Genomic DNA, 21,747 nt, shown 5'->3' with positions numbered 1-21,747 from the left:
AGTTTGATTGTAACAATCTAAGACTGTTTTCTTACTTGAGGAAACAGTCTCTTTTTTGTTGTATATAAGTCATAATATTACGAGCATTTGCAGTGTTAAGGTAATATTAAGGGCAAGGAGGTAGATAAGTTGAGAGTAAATACTGAAGGCTGGGATAAAAGTAATCATATTGTATTGGCAGTTTCTACAGGTGTAGATAGTATGGTGCTTTTACATCAATTGATTACACGTTTAGCTGATTCATATACTAAGTTGACTTGTCTCCATGTAAATCACAATATCCGTCCTGTTGCAGCAGCAGAAGAACAATTTATTAAAGCGTATTGTGATAAACATCAAATCCCATTGCATATACAACATCTGGATTTGTCTGCTGTGATTGAAAAAGGTAATAGTATTGAAAGTGAAGCGAGAGCCGAACGTTATCATTGGTTTGATGATATGATGACTGAGTTAAATGCAGATGTATTACTTACGGCACACCATCAAGATGATCAGATTGAAACGATATTTTATCGACTTATGACTGGACGCTCTACGAGAAGTAGCTTGGGGATGACATATCTTTCTTCAAGAGGCCATTATAATTTATGTAAACCATTTTTAGAAGTCACGAAATCAGAAATACGTAACTATCAAACAAAACATAATGTTCCATATTATGAAGATGAATCGAATGCAGAAAATCATTATGTCAGAAATGATATTCGCAACCGCATATTACCTGATATAGAAAGTAATAAACACTTATCTACAGAACAATTGCTAAAATTACAAGACTGGCATGATGAACAATTATCAGTTGTGCGACATGAAGCTACAACATTTATCTCGGCATTTGTTGATTTTTGTAATGATGGCAGTGAAGTTACTTTTTCAAGAAAGCAGTTTTTAAATTTACGACATAGTGTCAAAATGGCAGTCTTAGATAAACTTTTTGCTGATTTACCACTAGATAAGTCGTTTACTGAGAAAACTTACAACGAATGGTTTCAACAACTTACAGAAAATGTAACACAATGCACATTATATGCGACACATGAATGGATAATTCACATCGCTTATGATAAATTTATAATAATGGCAAATTGTAAGGAAAAACTAGCTCCGACTAAGATTGATCAACCAGGTGCATACAACTATGGTCGCTATAGCATTGATATTACTAATGAATTTCCTACATTCGAGTATCCTATAGTTATCCGTACAAGAAAAGACGGCGACAAATTTGAACTGAATGGTATGAAAGGGCATAAAAAAATAAGTAGACTGCTTATTGATAAAAAGGTTATACAAACTGAACGTAACCAAATGCCAGTTATAGTTAATGCATACAATGAGATTATTGCTGTTGGCACATTATATTTAAAGCGTAAATACAATCAATCAATTTTTATACGAAATATGGGAGAGGAATGAAAATATGCGAGATGATTTAAAAGACATTTTATTGTCAGAGGAAGATATACACCAAATTTGTGAAGAGCTAGGTAAGAAAATAACAGAGGAATACAAAGGGAAACCACTTGTATGTATTGGCATATTAAAAGGTTCTGTTATGTTTATGGCAGATTTAATTAAATATATTGATACGCATTTAGCTATCGACTTCATGGATGTTTCTAGTTATCACGGAGGCACTGAATCAACAGGAGAAGTAAAAATCTTGAAAGACTTAAGTGGATCTATTGAAAATAAAGATGTTTTAATTATTGAAGACATTCTAGAAACGGGTACTACTTTAAAATCAATTACTGAATTACTTGAATCACGTCGTGTTAACTCACTTGAAATTGTTACGCTACTTGATAAACCTAACCGTCGTAAAGCAAACATTGAAGCAAAATACGTAGGTAAAAAGATACCTGATGAATTTGTAGTAGGCTATGGTTTAGATTATGCTGAACATTATAGAAATTTACCTTACATTGGTACATTGAAACCAGAAATCTATTCAAAATAAGCAGTACAATTTATTCATAGAAAAAGTTGTTATATACTGTAAGTTACAGTCGAATTAAGTTAGTGAATGTGAAAAGTAGGGTTAGACTTAAATCATTTGAAATTTAATACATAAACTTGTAGGTACGTGACAATATATAATATTCATTTAACTTTAAGCATAATAGAAAAATAAAACTAAAGGGTAAAACAATAAGAATTGTAAACATAATGCAAAAGTTGAAATAGTAGCCGAAAACTCGAGTGTTGTGTTACAATTTTTGTTAGTTTTATAATTGAAGTAGGAGGAAACGACGCATGCAGAAAGCCTTTCGTAACGTGCTAGTTATCGCAATCATTGGCGTTATTATTTTTGGCTTGTTTTCGTGGCTTAACGGAAATGGGAATATGCCAAAACAGCTTACATATAATCAATTTGTTAAGCAGTTAGATAAAGGTGAGTTAAAATCACTTGAAATTCAACCTGAACAAAATGTATATATGGTAAGTGGTAAAACAGATAAAGATGAAGAGTATTCTTCAACTATTTTATATAACAACGATAAAGAGCTAGAAAAAATAACTGATAAAGCACAAAGTCAAGACGGATTGAAATTTACAGTTAAAGAAGAAGAAAAACAAAGTGTATTTGTAAGTATATTAACAACATTAATTCCTGTATTAATTATCGCACTCTTATTTATATTCTTCCTCAGCCAAGCCCAAGGTGGCGGCGGTGGCGGTGGTAATCGTATGATGAACTTTGGTAAATCCAAAGCGAAAACGTACGATAATCAACAAAAACGTGTACGCTTCACTGATGTAGCTGGTGCAGATGAAGAGAAACAAGAATTAATTGAAATAGTCGATTTCTTAAAAGACAATAAACAATTTAAACAAATGGGTTCTAGAATTCCTAAAGGTGTTCTTTTAGTTGGCCCTCCTGGTACAGGTAAAACATTATTAGCTCGTGCAGTTGCTGGTGAAGCCGGTACGCCGTTCTTCTCAATTAGTGGTTCAGACTTCGTTGAGATGTTTGTGGGTGTTGGTGCAAGCCGTGTACGTGACTTGTTCGAAAATGCTAAGAAAAACGCGCCTTGTATCATCTTTATTGATGAAATCGATGCAGTTGGTCGTCAACGTGGTGCCGGTGTAGGTGGTGGCCATGATGAGCGTGAGCAAACATTGAACCAATTACTCGTTGAAATGGATGGATTTGGTGACAATGAAGGTATCATTATGATCGCTGCTACAAACCGCCCAGACATTTTAGACCCAGCGTTATTACGTCCAGGTCGTTTCGACAGACAAATTCAAGTAGGTCGCCCAGATGCTAAAGGTCGTGAAGCAATTCTTCATGTTCATGCGAAGGACAAACCATTTGATGAAACAGTTGACTTAAAAGCAGTTTCAGAAAGAACACCAGGTTTCTCTGGTGCAGATTTAGAAAACTTATTAAACGAAGCATCATTAGTTGCTGTACGTGAAGGTAAGAAAAAAATTGATATGCGTGATATTGAAGAAGCGACAGACCGCGTTATCGCTGGTCCAGCTAAAAAATCTCGTGTAATCTCTGAAAAAGAACGTAATATTGTAGCACACCATGAAGCTGGTCATACAATTATTGGTATGGTACTTGATGAAGCTGAAGTTGTTCATAAAGTTACAATCGTACCTCGTGGACAAGCTGGCGGTTACGCAATGATGTTACCAAAACAAGATCGCTTCTTAATGACAGAAAAAGAATTATTAGATAAAATTTGTGGTCTACTTGGTGGACGTGTATCTGAGGATATTACCTTTAATGAAGTATCTACAGGTGCATCTAACGACTTTGAACGTGCAACACAAATTGCACGTCAAATGGTTACTGAATATGGTATGAGTGAAAAAATCGGAACGGTTCAATTCACAAATAGCAACGGTGGCCAAGTGTTCTTAGGAAAAGAAATGCAAGGTGACACTGAATTTTCAGGACAAATTGCATATGAAATTGATAAAGAAGTGCAACGTATCATTAAAGAACAATACGAGCGTTGTAAGACTATCTTGTTAGAGCATAAATCACAGTTAGATTTAATTGCTGAATCATTATTAACTGAAGAAACATTAGTTGCCGAACAAATCCAATCATTATTTAACGATGGTGTCTTACCAGAAGTTGATTATGATAGCGCCAAAGTTGTGGAACATAAAGACGATAACTTTGAAGAAGGAAAATACGGTAAATCTTACGAGGACGTTCGTAAAGAACAACTATCTTCAGATGATGAAACACAGGATAACGATAAAGAAAATGAACAACAAGACAGCGATGACACTGAAAAAACAGGTCATGAACAAGCACCTAATATCGATAAACCTAGCAATCCAAGCGATCCGAATGATCCAAGTAACAGAAATTAATAACTGAACTTAAAGCTTCTTTCTGCTATCATATTGATAGTAGAAAGAAGCTTTTTTTAATAACAAGATATGATGGAACAATTTCCAAACAGATGTTTCGCATTTTCTACTTCGAACGATTACAATAAATTGCATTGATAAAAAGTGTAAAAACAATCTTAGAGTTAAGATATAAAAAACATTTTCAAAACTAGATGATATTAAAGGAGAAATAAACAAAATGACTAACGATTATATAGTTAAAGCATTAGCTTTTGGAGGACAAATTCGCGCTTATAGTGCGTTAACAACTGAAAGTGTTCAAGAAGCACAAACAAGACATTATACTTGGCCGACTGCTTCAGCAGCCCTTGGACGTACGATGACAGCAACAGTGATGATGGGTGCAATGCTCAAAGGCGATCAAAAATTAACAGTTACTGTTGATGGTAAAGGCCCAATTGGTAAAATAATTGCTGACGCTGATGCTAAAGGAAATATAAGAGGCTATGTTTCAAACCCTCAGACACATTTCCCTTTAAATGATGCTGGTAAATTAGATGTTAGCCGTGCGGTTGGTTCAGAAGGCGCATTGACAGTTGTAAAAGATGTTGGAATGAAGGATTATTTTTCTGGTTCTAGTGAACTCGTTTCTGGTGAATTAGGAGATGATTTCACTTATTACTTTGCTAAAAGTGAACAAGTACCATCATCAGTAGGTTTAGGCGTATTAGTTAATCCTGACAATTCAATTAAAGCTGCAGGTGGGTTTTTAATACAAGTTATGCCAGGCGCAGAAGATGAAACAGTGGATAAACTTGAAAAAGCAATCAATCAAATGACTCCAGTTTCGAAACTGATTGATCAAGGTTTAACGCCTGAAGAAATTCTTTTCGAAATACTAGGGGAAGAAAACGTACAATTATTAGAAAATCTTCCTACACGTTTCGATTGTAATTGTGGTCATGAAAAATTCTTGACTGCTATTAAAGGTTTAGGAGAAGCTGAAATTCAAGATATGATTGATAAAGATCATGGCGCAGAAGTTGAATGTCATTTCTGTAGAAATAAATATGATTTTTCAGAAGATGAGTTACATGGATTAATAGAAAATAGTAAGTAAAAGGTATAAACTAGATATAGAATATACTATTGAACAAAAAAATTGCTACATCAAATCTTCATAGTTGTATTTGCTGAAAAATCTGATAAAATATAAAGTATATCCGAGAGAAAAAGTAGGTTTTAAACTTTTTAATGAAAAGGAGCAATACTAAATGACAAATAAACCAGTAGACAATATCGTAAAAGCAATTGGCAATACACCTGTTGTTAAGTTAAACAACGTTGTGGGGGAAGATGCCGCAGACGTATATGTGAAACTTGAATATCAAAATCCAGGTGGCTCTGTAAAAGACCGTATTGCATTAGCAATGATTGAAGAAGCTGAACAAGCAGGTAAAATTAAACCAGGCGATACAATTGTTGAACCGACAAGTGGTAACACAGGAATCGGCTTAGCTTTTGTTTGTGCAGCTAAAGGTTATAAAGCAGTATTTACGATGCCTGAAACAATGAGTCAAGAACGTCGTAACTTATTAAAAGCATACGGCGCAGAATTAGTATTAACACCTGGATCAGAAGCAATGAAAGGTGCAATCAAAAAAGCTAAAGAGTTAAAAGAAGAATTTGGTTATTACGAACCACAACAATTCGAAAACCCAGCAAATCCTCGTGTACACGAATTAACAACTGGACCAGAATTAGTTGAACAATTTGAAGGCAAAACAATTGATTCATTCTTAGCTGGTGTAGGTACTGGTGGAACACTCAGTGGTGCGGGTAAAGTATTAAAAGAAAAATACCCAGACATCAATCTTGTAGCGATTGAACCAGAAGACTCACCTATCTTAAGTGGTGGCGAACCTGGTCCCCATAAATTACAAGGTTTAGGTGCAGGATTTGTACCAGATACTTTAGATACAAACGTTTATGATGAAATTATCAAAGTAGGTAATGAAGCTGCGATGGATATGTCACGTAGAGTTGCTAAAGAAGAAGGTATCTTAGGTGGTATTTCTTCAGGTGCAGCGATTGTTGCAGCGATTGAAAAAGCAAAATCATTAGGTAAAGGTAAAACAGTTGTTACTGTATTACCAAGTAATGGTGAACGTTATCTTTCTACACCGTTATATTCATTTGATGACTAAGCGATATATATTTAACAATTACCGACCACATTTGCATGTGAGTCGGTTTTTTGTATGTATATAAAGCAATATAAGTAAGCAAAGTAAAAACAATAAACTAGTATATTTGATTTCAAGTTTTGATTACTGAAAAAAATGAAAATTAACGTTATTATAGAATAGTAAATAAAATACATAAGAAAAAATCATTTATAAAGTGAAAGGAAGAAGAATAATTATGACGCATACAAAAATTATGGGCATATTAAATGTAACTCCTGACTCTTTTTCCGATGGTGGTAAATATAATACAGTTGAAAAAGCGATTAAGAGAGCAAAAGAAATGATGGACGAAGGTGTAGATATTATAGATGTCGGTGGGATATCTACCCGTCCAGGCTTTGAAGAGATAAGCGTTGAGGAAGAGTTGGAGCGTGTTGTGCCTGTTGTAAGCGCGTTGGCTGAATTAGATGTACAACTATCTATAGATACTTATCGTAGTGAAGTGGCAGAAGCTGCAATGAAATTAGGCGCCACGATGATTAATGATCAATGGGCAGGACACTATGACGAACGTATTTTCAACGTAGTAGCGAAATACAATGGTGAAATTGTACTCATGCACAATGGTGATGGTCAAAGAACAGAACCTGTAGTGGATGAGATGTTGTTGTATTTATTAAAACAAGCGAATAAAGCGGAAATGGCAGGTATACCTCAACATAAAGTATGGATTGATCCGGGTGTTGGCTTTGCAAAAACACGTGAAGAAGAAAAAGAAGTGATGTCATGTTTAGATGAACTTGTAGCGACGGGTTATCCTGTACTATTAGCAACAAGTAGAAAAAGGTTCATAAAAGAAATGATAGGCACAGAAACAACACCTACTGAACGTGATGAAGCAACGGCAGGCACTACTGCGTATGGTATAATGAAAGGCGTAAAAGCGGTAAGAGTTCATAATGTTGCATTAAATGTTCGATTAGGGCAAAGCATGGACTATTTAAAGGAGAATGACGATGAGCGACACAATATTTCTTAATGGCATGAGATTCTATAGTTATCATGGTGCGCTTCCAGCTGAAAATGATATCGGACAAATATTTATTGTTGATGTCACAATGAAAGTTGATTTGAGTATGGCTGGGCAATCTGATGATGTTACAGATACAGTCCATTATGGTGAAATTTTTGAAGAAGTAAAAGCAATCATGGAAGGTAAGCCTGTAAATTTATTAGAGCATCTAGCTGAACGTATTGCAAAACGTATAAATTCACACTATAATCGTGTAATGGAAACGAAAGTTAGAATCACTAAAGAAAATCCACCTATACCTGGTCATTATGACGGTGTGGGCGTTGAAATAGTGAGGGAGAATCTCTAATGGAATATGCTTATTTAGGATTAGGAAGTAATGTTGGAGAAAGAGCGGCACAACTTGATGAAGCAATCCGTATATTAGATAATACAGAGGGCATTCAAGTAACGCAAAAATCCCCGATATATGAAACAGAGCCAGTAGGTTATGTCGACCAACCACAATTTTTAAATCAATGTATTGAGATTTATACATCATTAACACCACAAGATTTATTAAAAGAATGTCTGCATACTGAACAACAGTTACACCGAGTAAGAGATATACGTTGGGGCCCTAGAACTTTAGATGTTGATATTTTATTATTTGGCAATCATATTATTGATGAAGAAGATTTAAGCGTACCGCACCCACGTATGCTGGAGCGTGCGTTTGTACTTATACCATTAAATGATATAGCATCTGATTGTGTAGAACCTCATTCTAATAAAAAAATTGGAAGTATAGTGACTGCAGACGATTCAGTCAAAATGTATAAAGATTAATAGTTATAAAATGTGTGGAAAATGGGAGTCGTAGAGATATATAATAGAGTAGTTCTTGCTCCTATGGCTAGTGTAGATAAAGTTACATTTCAGCTTACAGTCAAAATGGATGTAGGCTAAATGTGTACTTTATGTAAATGGTAAGACTAGAAAAGCTTTGAAATAAACAGAACAACAAATGATAGATAACCATCAAACGTTCCAAGTGAAAATAGAAGCTAAAGTAGAATAAAAAATAGAACAAGAAGCATAAAGGAGAGAAAGTAATGTCAGAAGAAATGAACGACCAAATGCAAGTTCGCCGTCAAAAATTACAAGAATTATATGATTTAGGTATCGATCCTTTTGGTCAAAAATTTGAGCGTACTTCTACAGCTGCCCCATTGCATGAAGATTGGGACACATATACAAAAGAAGAATTACATGACAAAGAAGATGAAAGCAACGTAAGTATCGCCGGTCGTCTAATGACTAAACGTGGAAAAGGTAAAGCTGGATTTGCCCATGTTCAAGATTTAACTGGTCAAATACAAATTTACGTAAGAAAAGATCAAGTTGGAGACGAACAATTCGAAGTTTGGAATTCTGCAGATCTTGGAGACATTGTAGGCATAGAAGGTGTAATGTTCAAAACGAATACAGGTGAATTGTCTGTTAAAGCTAAAGCGTTCACGTTGTTGACTAAAGCATTACGTCCATTACCTGATAAATTCCATGGTTTACAAGACATCGAACAGCGTTATCGTCAACGTTACCTTGACTTAATTACAAACCAAGATAGCACGCAAACATTTATTAACCGCAGTAAAATATTGCAAGAAATGCGTAATTACTTAAATCAAAGAGGATTTTTAGAAGTAGAAACGCCTATGATGCACCAAATTCCTGGTGGAGCTGCTGCGCGTCCTTTCGAAACACATCACAATGCTTTAGACGCAACATTATATATGCGAATTGCAATCGAATTACATTTGAAACGTTTAATTGTAGGTGGATTAGAAAAAGTTTATGAAATTGGACGTGTTTTCAGAAACGAAGGCGTATCAACGAGACATAATCCAGAATTCACTATGATTGAATTATATGAAGCGTATGCTGACTATCACGATATCATGGATATAACTGAGAATATGATTAGACATATTTCTGAAAAAGTACTTGGTACTGCTAGAGTAAACTATGGCGAAGAGATTATAGATTTAGAGTCTGATTGGAAACGAGTTCATATGGCTGATGCAGTTAAAGAAGAAACAGGTGTAGACTTCTTCGAGGTACAAACTGACGAAGAAGCTAAATCATTAGCTAAAGAACATGGTATTGAAATAACAGATAATATGAAATATGGTCATATCTTAAATGAGTTCTTTGAGCAAAAAGTTGAAGAGACATTAATTCAACCAACATTTATTTATGGGCATCCAATCGAAATCTCACCACTAGCTAAGAAAAATCCAGAGGACCCAAGATTTACGGATCGCTTTGAATTATTCATAGTAGGTAGAGAACATGGTAATGCATTCACAGAATTAAATGATCCTATTGATCAAAGAGCAAGATTTGAAGCGCAATTAGTAGAAAAAGAAGAAGGTAATGATGAAGCACATGAAATGGATGAAGATTTCATTGAAGCATTAGAGTACGGCATGCCTCCAACAGGTGGTTTAGGTATTGGTATTGATAGATTAGTTATGCTACTTACTGATTCTGCTTCTATCCGTGATGTATTGTTATTCCCTTATATGAAACAAAAATAAATTATTAAAAGCTGGGTATAAGCTAAGTAATAATTGATTTAGTCATTTAATCTAGATCATATGTTGCGATTTCACATTGGTGAGACGTAATATATGGTCTTTTTTTCTTTTTGGTTTCTATAGACAGGCCACAAATGAGAGAGAATAGAGGATAATAAGTCTAAATAAATTAATTAAATTAGTAATAAGATACAATTAAGTATTATAATGCTATTAAAATATAATAATATCCTAAAAAAGGTATGGTAAAGATAGATTCTATGTGATAAGATTATTCAAGTCGAGTTAAGGAAACGAAACAAGACATGCATAAACATTTAAAATATTTATTTTCGAGAAATGTTCGGAAAGTATTGACTTTAAAGTGAAAATGAATTAATATATAAAAGTCGTCAAAAACGACAAGCACTACATACATAACTCAAGTAAAAGTCTTGTAAACAAATCTTTAAGATAGTGTAAAATTGACTATTGCAAATGATTAACAAACAATGTATTATTAATTGAGTAAGTTAATTTGTCTGGTGGCAATAGCAAAGAGGTCACACCTGTTCCCATGCCGAACACAGTAGTTAAGCTCTTTAGCGCCGATGGTAGTCGGACTTACGTTCCGCAAGAGTAGGACGTTGCCAGGCTTTATATTAAAAATATGTGGAGAATTAGCTCAGCTGGGAGAGCATCTGCCTTACAAGCAGAGGGTCGGCGGTTCGAACCCGTCATTCTCCATCACTTCATGATAGCCGGCCTAGCTCAACTGGTAGAGCAACTGACTTGTAATCAGTAGGTTGGGGGTTCAAGTCCTCTGGCCGGCACCATTTCATGAGCCATTAGCTCAGTTGGTAGAGCATCTGACTTTTAATCAGAGGGTCAGTGGTTCGAGCCCACTATGGCTCATACAGTTTTATTTGCAGAAGTAGTTCAGCGGTAGAATACGACCTTGCCAAGGTCGGGGTCGCGGGTTCGAATCCCGTCTTCTGCTCCATTATTTTTGCCGGGGTGGCGGAACTGGCAGACGCACAGGACTTAAAATCCTGCGGTGAGAGATCACCGTACCGGTTCGATTCCGGTTCTCGGCATTATCATTTTTAATATAGCGCCCGTAGCTCAACTGGATAGAGTACTTGACTACGAATCAAGAGGTTACAGGTTCGACCCCTGTCGGGCGCACCATCTTTAAAAGTGTTAATCAATTAAATTATGTACGGGAAGTAGCTCAGCTTGGTAGAGCACTTGGTTTGGGACCAAGGGGTCGCAGGTTCGAATCCTGTCTTCCCGACTCTTTAAAATTCATATGGGGGCTTAGCTCAGATGGGAGAGCGCCTGCTTTGCACGCAGGAGGTCAGCGGTTCGATCCCGCTAGTCTCCACCATATTATTTATTGAAATGAACATTGAAAACTGAATTGCAATATGTCAACGTTAATTCCGAACACAACATTAAATTGTTGGTTCAAACGTGTTAGAGATAACACACAAATTAGTATTTTATGAGCTAATCAAACATCATAATTCATTTATGGAGAGTTTGATCCTGGCTCAGGATGAACGCTGGCGGCGTGCCTAATACATGCAAGTCGAGCGAACGGATAAGGAGCTTGCTCCTTTGAAGTTAGCGGCGGACGGGTGAGTAACACGTGGGTAACCTACCTATAAGACTGGAATAACTTCGGGAAACCGGAGCTAATGCCGGATAACATTTGGAACCGCATGGTTCTAAAGTAAAAGATGGTTTTGCTATCACTTATAGATGGACCCGCGCCGTATTAGCTAGTTGGTAAGGTAACGGCTTACCAAGGCAACGATACGTAGCCGACCTGAGAGGGTGATCGGCCACACTGGAACTGAGACACGGTCCAGACTCCTACGGGAGGCAGCAGTAGGGAATCTTCCGCAATGGACGAAAGTCTGACGGAGCAACGCCGCGTGAGTGATGAAGGTTTTCGGATCGTAAAACTCTGTTATTAGGGAAGAACAAATGTGTAAGTAACTGTGCACATCTTGACGGTACCTAATCAGAAAGCCACGGCTAACTACGTGCCAGCAGCCGCGGTAATACGTAGGTGGCAAGCGTTATCCGGAATTATTGGGCGTAAAGCGCGCGTAGGCGGTTTCTTAAGTCTGATGTGAAAGCCCACGGCTCAACCGTGGAGGGTCATTGGAAACTGGGAAACTTGAGTACAGAAGAGGAAAGTGGAATTCCATGTGTAGCGGTGAAATGCGCAGAGATATGGAGGAACACCAGTGGCGAAGGCGACTTTCTGGTCTGTAACTGACGCTGATGTGCGAAAGCGTGGGGATCAAACAGGATTAGATACCCTGGTAGTCCACGCCGTAAACGATGAGTGCTAAGTGTTAGGGGGTTTCCGCCCCTTAGTGCTGCGGCTAACGCATTAAGCACTCCGCCTGGGGAGTACGACCGCAAGGTTGAAACTCAAAGGAATTGACGGGGACCCGCACAAGCGGTGGAGCATGTGGTTTAATTCGAAGCAACGCGAAGAACCTTACCAAATCTTGACATCCTTTGAAAACTCTAGAGATAGAGCCTTCCCCTTCGGGGGACAAAGTGACAGGTGGTGCATGGTTGTCGTCAGCTCGTGTCGTGAGATGTTGGGTTAAGTCCCGCAACGAGCGCAACCCTTAAACTTAGTTGCCAGCATTTAGTTGGGCACTCTAGGTTGACTGCCGGTGACAAACCGGAGGAAGGTGGGGATGACGTCAAATCATCATGCCCCTTATGATTTGGGCTACACACGTGCTACAATGGACAATACAAAGGGCAGCTAAACCGCGAGGTCATGCAAATCCCATAAAGTTGTTCTCAGTTCGGATTGTAGTCTGCAACTCGACTACATGAAGCTGGAATCGCTAGTAATCGTAGATCAGCATGCTACGGTGAATACGTTCCCGGGTCTTGTACACACCGCCCGTCACACCACGAGAGTTTGTAACACCCGAAGCCGGTGGAGTAACCATTTATGGAGCTAGCCGTCGAAGGTGGGACAAATGATTGGGGTGAAGTCGTAACAAGGTAGCCGTATCGGAAGGTGCGGTCGGATCACCTCCTTTCTAAGGATATATTCGGAACATCTTCCTTGAGAAGATGAAGAGGAATGACATCGACATATTGCATTCAGTTTTGAATGCTCATTACGAGTATTCATTGCGTTATTTTGTACATTGAAAACTAGATATGTAAGTAAAATTTATGATTTTACCAAGCAAAACCGAGTGAATTAGAGTTTTAAAAAGCTTGAATTCAAAAAAATAGAAATAATCGCTAGTGTTCGAAAGAACACTCACAGATTAATAACATTTTAGGTTTTCAACCGATTTTTTTCGTGTTGAAGGTCGAAAAGATTAAGTTATTAAGGGCGCACGGTGGATGCCTTGGCACTAGAAGCCTACGAAGGACGTTACTAACGACGATATGCTTTGGGGAGCTGTAAGTAAGCTTTGATCCAGAGATTTCCGAATGGGGAAACCCAACACGAGTTATGTCGTGTTATCGATATGTGAATACATAGCATATCTGAAGGCAGACGCGGGGAACTGAAACATCTTAGTACCCGCGGGAAGAGAAAGAAAAATCGATTCCCTGAGTAGCGGCGAGCGAAACGGGAAGAGCCCAAACCAACGAGCTTGCTTGTTGGGGTTGTAGGACACTCTATACGGAGTTACAAAAGAACAAATTAGACGAATCATCTGGAAAGATGAATCAAAGAAGGTAATAATCCTGTAGTCGAAAGTTTGTTCACTCTTGAGTGGATCCTGAGTACGACGGAACACGAGAAATTCCGTCGGAATCCGGGAGGACCATCTCCCAAGGCTAAATACTCTCTAGTGACCGATAGTGAACCAGTACCGTGAGGGAAAGGTGAAAAGTACCCCGGAAGGGGAGTGAAATAGAACTTGAAACCGTGTGCTTACAAGTAGTCAGAGCCCGTTAATGGGTGATGGCGTGCCTTTTGTAGAATGAACCGGCGAGTTACGATTTGATGCAAGGTTAAGCAGTTAATGTGGAGCCGTAGCGAAAGCGAGTCTGAATAGGGCGTTGAGTATTTGGTCGTAGACCCGAAACCAGGTGATCTACCCATGACCAGGCTGAAGTTCAGGTAACACTGAATGGAGGGCCGAACCGACTTACGTTGAAAAGTGAGCGGATGAGTTGTGGGTAGCGGAGAAATTCCAATCGAACCTGGAGATAGCTGGTTCTCTCCGAAATAGCTTTAGGGCTAGCCTTAAGTAATGATTATTGGAGGTAGAGCACTGTTTGGACGAGGGGCCCTTATCGGGTTACCGAATTCAGACAAACTCCGAATGCCAATCAATTTTATCTTAGGAGTTAGAACGCGGGTGATAAGGTCCGTGTTCGAAAGGGAAACAGCCCAGACCACCAGCTAAGGTCCCAAAATATATGTTAAGTGGAAAAGGATGTGGCGTTGCCCAGACAACTAGTATGTTGGCTTAGAAGCAGCCATCATTTAAAGAGTGCGTAATAGCTCACTAGTCGAGTGACACTGCGCCGAAAATGTACCGGGGCTAAACATATTACCGAAGCTGTGGATTGTCCGTAAGGACAGTGGTAGGAGAGCGTTCTAAGGGCGTTGAAGCATGATCGCAAGGACATGTGGAGCGCTTAGAAGTGAGAATGCCGGTGTGAGTAGCGAAAGACGGGTGAGAATCCCGTCCACCGATTGACTAAGGTTTCCAGAGGAAGGCTCGTCCGCTCTGGGTTAGTCGGGTCCTAAGCTGAGGCCGATAGGCGTAGGCGATGGATAACAGGTTGATATTCCTGTACCACCAAATTTCGTTTTAAGCGATGGGGGGACGCAGTAGGATAGGCGAAGCGTACTATTGGATTGTACGTCCAAGCAATGAGACTGAGTGTTAGGCAAATCCGGCACTCTTAAGGTCAAGTTGTGATGGGGAGAGGAAATTGTTTCCTCGAGTCGTTGATTTCACACTGCCAAGAAAAGCCTCTAGCTAGAATTTTGGTGCCCGTACCGCAAACCGACACAGGTAGTCAAGATGAGAATTCTAAGGTGAGCGAGCGAACTCTCGTTAAGGAACTCGGCAAAATGACCCCGTAACTTCGGGAGAAGGGGTGCTCTTTAGGGTTAACGCCCAGGAGAGCCGCAGTGAATAGGCCCAAGCGACTGTTTATCAAAAACACAGGTCTCTGCTAAACCGTAAGGTGATGTATAGGGGCTGACGCCTGCCCGGTGCTCGGAAGGTTAAGAGGAGTGGTTAGCTTCGGCGAAGCTACGAATCGAAGCCCCAGTAAACGGCGGCCGTAACTATAACGGTCCTAAGGTAGCGAAATTCCTTGTCGGGTAAGTTCCGACCCGCACGAAAGGCGTAACGATTTGGGCACTGTCTCAACGAGAGACTCGGTGAAATCATAGTACCTGTGAAGATGCGGGTTACCCGCGACAGGACGGAAAGACCCCGTGGAGCTTTACTGTAGTCTGATATTGAAATTCGGTACAACTTGTACAGGATAGGTAGGAGCCTTTGAAACGTGAGCGCCGACTTACGTCGAGGCGTTGGTGGGATACTACCCTTGCTGTGTTGGATTTCTAACCCGCACCATTTATCATGGTGGGAGACAGTGTCAGATGGACAGTTTGACTGGGGCGGTCGCCTCCTAAAGAGTAACGGAGGCGCTCAAAGGTTTCCTCAGAATGGTTGGAAATCATTCATAGAGTGTAAAGGCATAAGGAAGCTTGACTGCGAGACTTACAAGTCGAGCAGGGTCGAAAGACGGACTTAGTGATCCGGTGGTTCCGCATGGAAGGGCCATCGCTCAACGGATAAAAGCTACCCCGGGGATAACAGGCTTATCTCCCCCAAGAGTTCACATCGACGGGGAGGTTTGGCACCTCGATGTCGGCTCATCGCATCCTGGGGCTGTAGTCGGTCCCAAGGGTTGGGCTGTTCGCCCATTAAAGCGGTACGCGAGCCGGGTTCAGAACGTCGTGAGACAGTTCGGTCCCTATCCGTCGTGGGCGCAGGAAATTTGAGAGGAGCTGTCCTTAGTACGAGAGGACCGGGATGGACATACCTCTGGTGTACCAGTTGTCGTGCCAACGGCATCGCCGGGTAGCTATGTATGGACGGGATAAGTGCTGAAAGCATCTAAGCATGAAGCCCCCCTCAAGATGAGATTTCCCAACTTCGGTTATAAGATCCCTCAAAGATGATGAGGTTAATAGGTTCGAGGTGGAAGCATAGCGATATGTGGAGCTGACGAATACTAATCGATCGAAGACTTAATCAAATTTAAAAGTGTTTTGTTTGGCATTATCAAATTTTACTTACTATCTAGTTTTGAATGTATAATTTTTTATACAGTTCATTGTCTGGTGACAATGGCAAGGAGGTCACACCTGTTCCCATGCCGAACACAGTAGTTAAGCTCCTTAGCGCCGATGGTAGTCGGACTTACGTTCCGCAAGAGTAGGACGTTGCCAGGCAATTCCATTTTGACCTTTGGGTCGTTTTTTTATGGAAGTATTAAAGAAAACAAAAATTAATTTTAAAAAGTTCTTGACTTTATGAGTCATAACCTGTAGAATTAAGTCTTGTGATTAAGAAATGAACATTGAAAACTGAATTGCAATATGTCAACGTTAATTCCGAACGCAACATTAAATTGTTGGTTCAAACGTGTTAGAGATAACACACAAATTAGTATTTTATGAGCTAATCAAACATCATAATTCATTTATGGAGAGTTTGATCCTGGCTCAGGATGAACGCTGGCGGCGTGCCTAATACATGCAAGTCGAGCGAACGGATAAGGAGCTTGCTCCTTTGAAGTTAGCGGCGGACGGGTGAGTAACACGTGGGTAACCTACCTATAAGACTGGAATAACTTCGGGAAACCGGAGCTAATGCCGGATAACATTTGGAACCGCATGGTTCTAAAGTAAAAGATGGTTTTGCTATCACTTATAGATGGACCCGCGCCGTATTAGCTAGTTGGTAAGGTAACGGCTTACCAAGGCAACGATACGTAGCCGACCTGAGAGGGTGATCGGCCACACTGGAACTGAGACACGGTCCAGACTCCTACGGGAGGCAGCAGTAGGGAATCTTCCGCAATGGACGAAAGTCTGACGGAGCAACGCCGCGTGAGTGATGAAGGTTTTCGGATCGTAAAACTCTGTTATTAGGGAAGAACAAATGTGTAAGTAACTGTGCACATCTTGACGGTACCTAATCAGAAAGCCACGGCTAACTACGTGCCAGCAGCCGCGGTAATACGTAGGTGGCAAGCGTTATCCGGAATTATTGGGCGTAAAGCGCGCGTAGGCGGTTTCTTAAGTCTGATGTGAAAGCCCACGGCTCAACCGTGGAGGGTCATTGGAAACTGGGAAACTTGAGTACAGAAGAGGAAAGTGGAATTCCATGTGTAGCGGTGAAATGCGCAGAGATATGGAGGAACACCAGTGGCGAAGGCGACTTTCTGGTCTGTAACTGACGCTGATGTGCGAAAGCGTGGGGATCAAACAGGATTAGATACCCTGGTAGTCCACGCCGTAAACGATGAGTGCTAAGTGTTAGGGGGTTTCCGCCCCTTAGTGCTGCGGCTAACGCATTAAGCACTCCGCCTGGGGAGTACGACCGCAAGGTTGAAACTCAAAGGAATTGACGGGGACCCGCACAAGCGGTGGAGCATGTGGTTTAATTCGAAGCAACGCGAAGAACCTTACCAAATCTTGACATCCTTTGAAAACTCTAGAGATAGAGCCTTCCCCTTCGGGGGACAAAGTGACAGGTGGTGCATGGTTGTCGTCAGCTCGTGTCGTGAGATGTTGGGTTAAGTCCCGCAACGAGCGCAACCCTTAAACTTAGTTGCCGGCATTTAGTTGGGCACTCTAGGTTGACTGCCGGTGACAAACCGGAGGAAGGTGGGGATGACGTCAAATCATCATGCCCCTTATGATTTGGGCTACACACGTGCTACAATGGACAATACAAAGGGCAGCTAAACCGCGAGGTCATGCAAATCCCATAAAGTTGTTCTCAGTTCGGATTGTAGTCTGCAACTCGACTACATGAAGCTGGAATCGCTAGTAATCGTAGATCAGCATGCTACGGTGAATACGTTCCCGGGTCTTGTACACACCGCCCGTCACACCACGAGAGTTTGTAACACCCGAAGCCGGTGGAGTAACCATTTATGGAGCTAGCCGTCGAAGGTGGGACAAATGATTGGGGTGAAGTCGTAACAAGGTAGCCGTATCGGAAGGTGCGGCTGGATCACCTCCTTTCTAAGGATATATTCGGAACATCTTCCTTGAGAAGATGAAAAAGAATAACATTGACATATTGTATTCAGTTTTGAATGCTCATTAGAGTATTCTATAAATGAATGGGCCTATAGCTCAGCTGGTTAGAGCGCACGCCTGATAAGCGTGAGGTCGGTGGTTCGAGTCCACTTAGGCCCACCATTTTTTTATTTTGTACATTGAAAACTAGATATGTAAGTAAAATTTATGATTTTACCAAGCAAAACCGAGTGAATTAGAGTTTTAAAAAGCTTGAATTCAAAAAAATAGAAATAATCGCTAGTGTTCGAAAGAACACTCACAGATTAATAACATTTTAGGTTTTCAACCGATTTTTTTCGTGTTGAAGGTCGAAAAGATTAAGTTATTAAGGGCGCACGGTGGATGCCTTGGCACTAGAAGCCTACGAAGGACGTTACTAACGACGATATGCTTTGGGGAGCTGTAAGTAAGCTTTGATCCAGAGATTTCCGAATGGGGAAACCCAACACGAGTTATGTCGTGTTATCGATATGTGAATACATAGCATATCTGAAGGCAGACGCGGGGAACTGAAACATCTTAGTACCCGCGGGAAGAGAAAGAAAAATCGATTCCCTGAGTAGCGGCGAGCGAAACGGGAAGAGCCCAAACCAACGAGCTTGCTTGTTGGGGTTGTAGGACACTCTATACGGAGTTACAAAAGAACAAATTAGACGAATCATCTGGAAAGATGAATCAAAGAAGGTAATAATCCTGTAGTCGAAAGTTTGTTCACTCTTGAGTGGATCCTGAGTACGACGGAACACGAGAAATTCCGTCGGAATCCGGGAGGACCATCTCCCAAGGCTAAATACTCTCTAGTGACCGATAGTGAACCAGTACCGTGAGGGAAAGGTGAAAAGTACCCCGGAAGGGGAGTGAAATAGAACTTGAAACCGTGTGCTTACAAGTAGTCAGAGCCCGTTAATGGGTGATGGCGTGCCTTTTGTAGAATGAACCGGCGAGTTACGATTTGATGCAAGGTTAAGCAGTTAATGTGGAGCCGTAGCGAAAGCGAGTCTGAATAGGGCGTTGAGTATTTGGTCGTAGACCCGAAACCAGGTGATCTACCCATGACCAGGCTGAAGTTCAGGTAACACTGAATGGAGGGCCGAACCGACTTACGTTGAAAAGTGAGCGGATGAGTTGTGGGTAGCGGAGAAATTCCAATCGAACCTGGAGATAGCTGGTTCTCTCCGAAATAGCTTTAGGGCTAGCCTTAAGTAATGATTATTGGAGGTAGAGCACTGTTTGGACGAGGGGCCCTTATCGGGTTACCGAATTCAGACAAACTCCGAATGCCAATCAATTTTATCTTAGGAGTTAGAACGCGGGTGATAAGGTCCGTGTTCGAAAGGGAAACAGCCCAGACCACCAGCTAAGGTCCCAAAATATATGTTAAGTGGAAAAGGATGTGGCGTTGCCCAGACAACTAGTATGTTGGCTTAGAAGCGCCCATCATTTAAAGAGTGCGTAATAGCTCACTAGTCGAGTGACACTGCGCCGAAAATGTACCGGGGCTAAACATATTACCGAAGCTGTGGATTGTCCGTAAGGACAGTGGTAGGAGAGCGTTCTAAGGGCGTTGAAGCATGATCGCAAGGACATGTGGAGCGCTTAGAAGTGAGAATGCCGGTGTGAGTAGCGAAAGACGGGTGAGAATCCCGTCCACCGATTGACTAAGGTTTCCAGAGGAAGGCTCGTCCGCTCTGGGTTAGTCGGGTCCTAAGCTGAGGCCGATAGGCGTAGGCGATGGATAACAGGTTGATATTCCTGTACCACCAAATTTCGTTTTAAGCGATGGGGGGACGCAGTAGGATAGGCGAAGCGTACTATTGGATTGTACGTCCAAGCAATGAGACTGAGTGTTAGGCAAATCCGGCACTCTTAAGGTCAAGTTGTGATGGGGAGAGGAAATTGTTTCCTCGAGTCGTTGATTTCACACTGCCAAGAAAAGCCTCTAGCTAGAATTTTGGTGCCCGTACCGCAAACCGACACAGGTAGTCAAGATGAGAATTCTAAGGTGAGCGAGCGAACTCTCGTTAAGGAACTCGGCAAAATGACCCCGTAACTTCGGGAGAAGGGGTGCTCTTTAGGGTTAACGCCCAGGAGAGCCGCAGTGAATAGGCCCAAGCGACTGTTTATCAAAAACACAGGTCTCTGCTAAACCGTAAGGTGATGTATAGGGGCTGACGCCTGCCCGGTGTCCGGAAGGTTAAGAGGAGTGGTTAGCTTCGGCGAAGCTACGAATCGAAGCCCCAGTAAACGGCGGCCGTAACTATAACGGTCCTAAGGTAGCGAAATTCCTTGTCGGGTAAGTTCCGACCCGCACGAAAGGCGTAACGATTTGGGCACTGTCTCAACGAGAGACTCGGTGAAATCATAGTACCTGTGAAGATGCAGGTTACCCGCGACAGGACGGAAAGACCCCGTGGAGCTTTACTGTAGTCTGATATTGAAATTCGGTACAACTTGTACAGGATAGGTAGGAGCCTTTGAAACGTGAGCGCCAGCTTACGTCGAGGCGTTGGTGGGATACTACCCTTGCTGTGTTGGATTTCTAACCCGCACCATTTATCATGGTGGGAGACAGTGTCAGATGGACAGTTTGACTGGGGCGGTCGCCTCCTAAAGAGTAACGGAGGCGCTCAAAGGTTTCCTCAGAATGGTTGGAAATCATTCATAGAGTGTAAAGGCATAAGGAAGCTTGACTGCGAGACTTACAAGTCGAGCGAGGGTCGAAAGACGGACTTAGTGATCCGGTGGTTCCGCATGGAAGGGCCATCGCTCAACGGATAAAAGCTACCCCGGGGATAACAGGCTTATCTCCCCCAAGAGTTCACATCGACGGGGAGGTTTGGCACCTCGATGTCGGCTCATCGCATCCTGGGGCTGTAGTCGGTCCCAAGGGTTGGGCTGTTCGCCCATTAAAGCGGTACGCGAGCTGGGTTCAGAACGTCGTGAGACAGTTCGGTCCCTATCCGTCGTGGGCGCAGGAAATTTGAGAGGAGCTGTCCTTAGTACGAGAGGACCGGGATGGACATACCTCTGGTGTACCAGTTGTCGTGCCAACGGCATCGCTGGGTAGCTATGTATGGACGGGATAAGTGCTGAAAGCATCTAAGCATGAAGCCCCCCTCAAGATGAGATTTCCCAACTTCGGTTATAAGATCCCTCAAAGATGATGAGGTTAATAGGTTCGAGGTGGAAGCATAGCGATATGTGGAGCTGACGAATACTAATCGATCGAAGACTTAATCAAATTTAAAAGTGTTTTGTTTGGCATTATCAAATTTT

General features: G+C 41.3%; 9 protein-coding genes, 9 tRNA genes and 6 rRNA genes. All 24 read left to right on the top strand.

Annotated features, from left to right (window positions below; translation table 11 throughout):
* Window positions 1-129 precede the first annotated feature (129 nt).
* The 24 genes from tilS to AAA453_RS13890 all read left to right on the top strand — a co-directional run bounded on the left by tilS (window position 130) and on the right by AAA453_RS13890 (window position 21,712).
* Entirely contained in the window at window positions 130-1,419 is a 1,290-nt protein-coding gene (gene tilS / locus AAA453_RS14005; protein WP_427705492.1) for a tRNA lysidine(34) synthetase TilS, read from the top strand.
* A 4-nt stretch (window positions 1,420-1,423) separates the two neighbouring features.
* Window positions 1,424-1,963: a hypoxanthine phosphoribosyltransferase gene (gene hpt / locus AAA453_RS14000; protein WP_002508753.1), complete on the top strand. Its 540-nt coding sequence runs from the start codon at window positions 1,424-1,426 to the stop codon at window positions 1,961-1,963.
* 296 nt (window positions 1,964-2,259) lie between these two features.
* Complete coding sequence (gene ftsH / locus AAA453_RS13995; protein ID WP_427705490.1) at window positions 2,260-4,347, top strand: ATP-dependent zinc metalloprotease FtsH; 2,088 nt, start codon at window positions 2,260-2,262, stop codon at window positions 4,345-4,347.
* Window positions 4,348-4,567: 220 nt separating this feature from the next.
* Window positions 4,568-5,449, top strand: coding sequence for an Hsp33 family molecular chaperone HslO (hslO, locus tag AAA453_RS13990; protein WP_069818251.1), 882 nt, complete (start codon window positions 4,568-4,570; stop codon window positions 5,447-5,449).
* 154 nt (window positions 5,450-5,603) lie between these two features.
* On the top strand, window positions 5,604-6,536 hold the full coding sequence (gene cysK / locus AAA453_RS13985) for a cysteine synthase A (protein ID WP_069818250.1): 933 nt from the start codon (window positions 5,604-5,606) through the stop codon (window positions 6,534-6,536).
* A gap of 217 nt (window positions 6,537-6,753) precedes the next feature.
* On the top strand, window positions 6,754-7,557 hold the full coding sequence (gene folP / locus AAA453_RS13980; RefSeq protein ID WP_427705487.1) for a dihydropteroate synthase: 804 nt from the start codon (window positions 6,754-6,756) through the stop codon (window positions 7,555-7,557).
* Window positions 7,535-7,900, top strand: coding sequence for a dihydroneopterin aldolase (gene folB / locus AAA453_RS13975; RefSeq protein WP_427705485.1), 366 nt, complete (start codon window positions 7,535-7,537; stop codon window positions 7,898-7,900). Before folP ends, folB begins: the two co-directional genes overlap by 23 nt.
* Entirely contained in the window at window positions 7,900-8,379 is a 480-nt protein-coding gene (gene folK / locus AAA453_RS13970; RefSeq protein ID WP_427705482.1) for a 2-amino-4-hydroxy-6-hydroxymethyldihydropteridine diphosphokinase, read from the top strand. Before folB ends, folK begins: the two co-directional genes overlap by 1 nt.
* Window positions 8,380-8,645: 266 nt before the next feature.
* Window positions 8,646-10,133 (top strand): lysine--tRNA ligase, encoded by a 1,488-nt coding sequence (lysS, locus tag AAA453_RS13965; RefSeq protein WP_427705480.1) that lies wholly within the window; start codon window positions 8,646-8,648, stop codon window positions 10,131-10,133.
* 520 nt (window positions 10,134-10,653) lie between these two features.
* A 5S ribosomal RNA gene (gene rrf / locus AAA453_RS13960) occupies window positions 10,654-10,768 on the top strand.
* 18 nt (window positions 10,769-10,786) lie between these two features.
* A tRNA-Val gene (locus AAA453_RS13955) sits at window positions 10,787-10,859 on the top strand.
* A gap of 13 nt (window positions 10,860-10,872) precedes the next feature.
* A tRNA-Thr gene (locus AAA453_RS13950) sits at window positions 10,873-10,948 on the top strand.
* A gap of 6 nt (window positions 10,949-10,954) precedes the next feature.
* A tRNA-Lys gene (locus tag AAA453_RS13945) sits at window positions 10,955-11,027 on the top strand.
* 13 nt (window positions 11,028-11,040) lie between these two features.
* Window positions 11,041-11,115, top strand: a tRNA-Gly gene (locus AAA453_RS13940).
* Window positions 11,116-11,123: 8 nt separating this feature from the next.
* Window positions 11,124-11,209: transfer RNA gene (locus AAA453_RS13935), tRNA-Leu, on the top strand.
* A 17-nt stretch (window positions 11,210-11,226) separates the two neighbouring features.
* Window positions 11,227-11,303 (top strand) — tRNA-Arg (locus AAA453_RS13930).
* A gap of 32 nt (window positions 11,304-11,335) precedes the next feature.
* Window positions 11,336-11,409 (top strand) — tRNA-Pro (locus tag AAA453_RS13925).
* A gap of 17 nt (window positions 11,410-11,426) precedes the next feature.
* Window positions 11,427-11,502: transfer RNA gene (locus tag AAA453_RS13920), tRNA-Ala, on the top strand.
* A 143-nt stretch (window positions 11,503-11,645) separates the two neighbouring features.
* Window positions 11,646-13,198: ribosomal RNA gene (locus AAA453_RS13915) — 16S ribosomal RNA — on the top strand.
* Between the two features lie 289 nt (window positions 13,199-13,487).
* A 23S ribosomal RNA gene (locus AAA453_RS13910) occupies window positions 13,488-16,412 on the top strand.
* Window positions 16,413-16,493: 81 nt separating this feature from the next.
* A 5S ribosomal RNA gene (gene rrf, locus AAA453_RS13905) occupies window positions 16,494-16,608 on the top strand.
* 250 nt (window positions 16,609-16,858) lie between these two features.
* Window positions 16,859-18,411 (top strand): 16S ribosomal RNA (locus tag AAA453_RS13900).
* Window positions 18,412-18,514: 103 nt separating this feature from the next.
* A tRNA-Ile gene (locus tag AAA453_RS13895) sits at window positions 18,515-18,591 on the top strand.
* Window positions 18,592-18,786: 195 nt separating this feature from the next.
* Window positions 18,787-21,712, top strand: a 23S ribosomal RNA gene (locus AAA453_RS13890).
* The 16S, 23S and 5S rRNA genes sit together here with 9 tRNA genes alongside, the layout of an rRNA operon.
* The last annotated feature ends 35 nt before the right edge of the window (window positions 21,713-21,747 follow it).

The organism is Staphylococcus parequorum (assembly GCF_039237145.1).
Taxonomy (GTDB): Bacteria; Bacillota; Bacilli; order Staphylococcales; family Staphylococcaceae; genus Staphylococcus; species Staphylococcus equorum_A.
This window is presented reverse-complemented; position numbering and strand designations above follow the sequence as displayed.

Coding starts and splice junctions, on each gene's coding strand:
- hpt (WP_002508753.1), top strand. CDS start 1,424: ATGCGAGATGATTTAAAAGACATTTTATTGTCAGAGGAAGATATACAC.
- ftsH (WP_427705490.1), top strand. CDS start 2,260: ATGCAGAAAGCCTTTCGTAACGTGCTAGTTATCGCAATCATTGGCGTT.
- hslO (WP_069818251.1), top strand. CDS start 4,568: ATGACTAACGATTATATAGTTAAAGCATTAGCTTTTGGAGGACAAATT.
- cysK (WP_069818250.1), top strand. CDS start 5,604: ATGACAAATAAACCAGTAGACAATATCGTAAAAGCAATTGGCAATACA.
- folP (WP_427705487.1), top strand. CDS start 6,754: ATGACGCATACAAAAATTATGGGCATATTAAATGTAACTCCTGACTCT.
- folB (WP_427705485.1), top strand. CDS start 7,535: ATGAGCGACACAATATTTCTTAATGGCATGAGATTCTATAGTTATCAT.
- folK (WP_427705482.1), top strand. CDS start 7,900: ATGGAATATGCTTATTTAGGATTAGGAAGTAATGTTGGAGAAAGAGCG.
- lysS (WP_427705480.1), top strand. CDS start 8,646: ATGTCAGAAGAAATGAACGACCAAATGCAAGTTCGCCGTCAAAAATTA.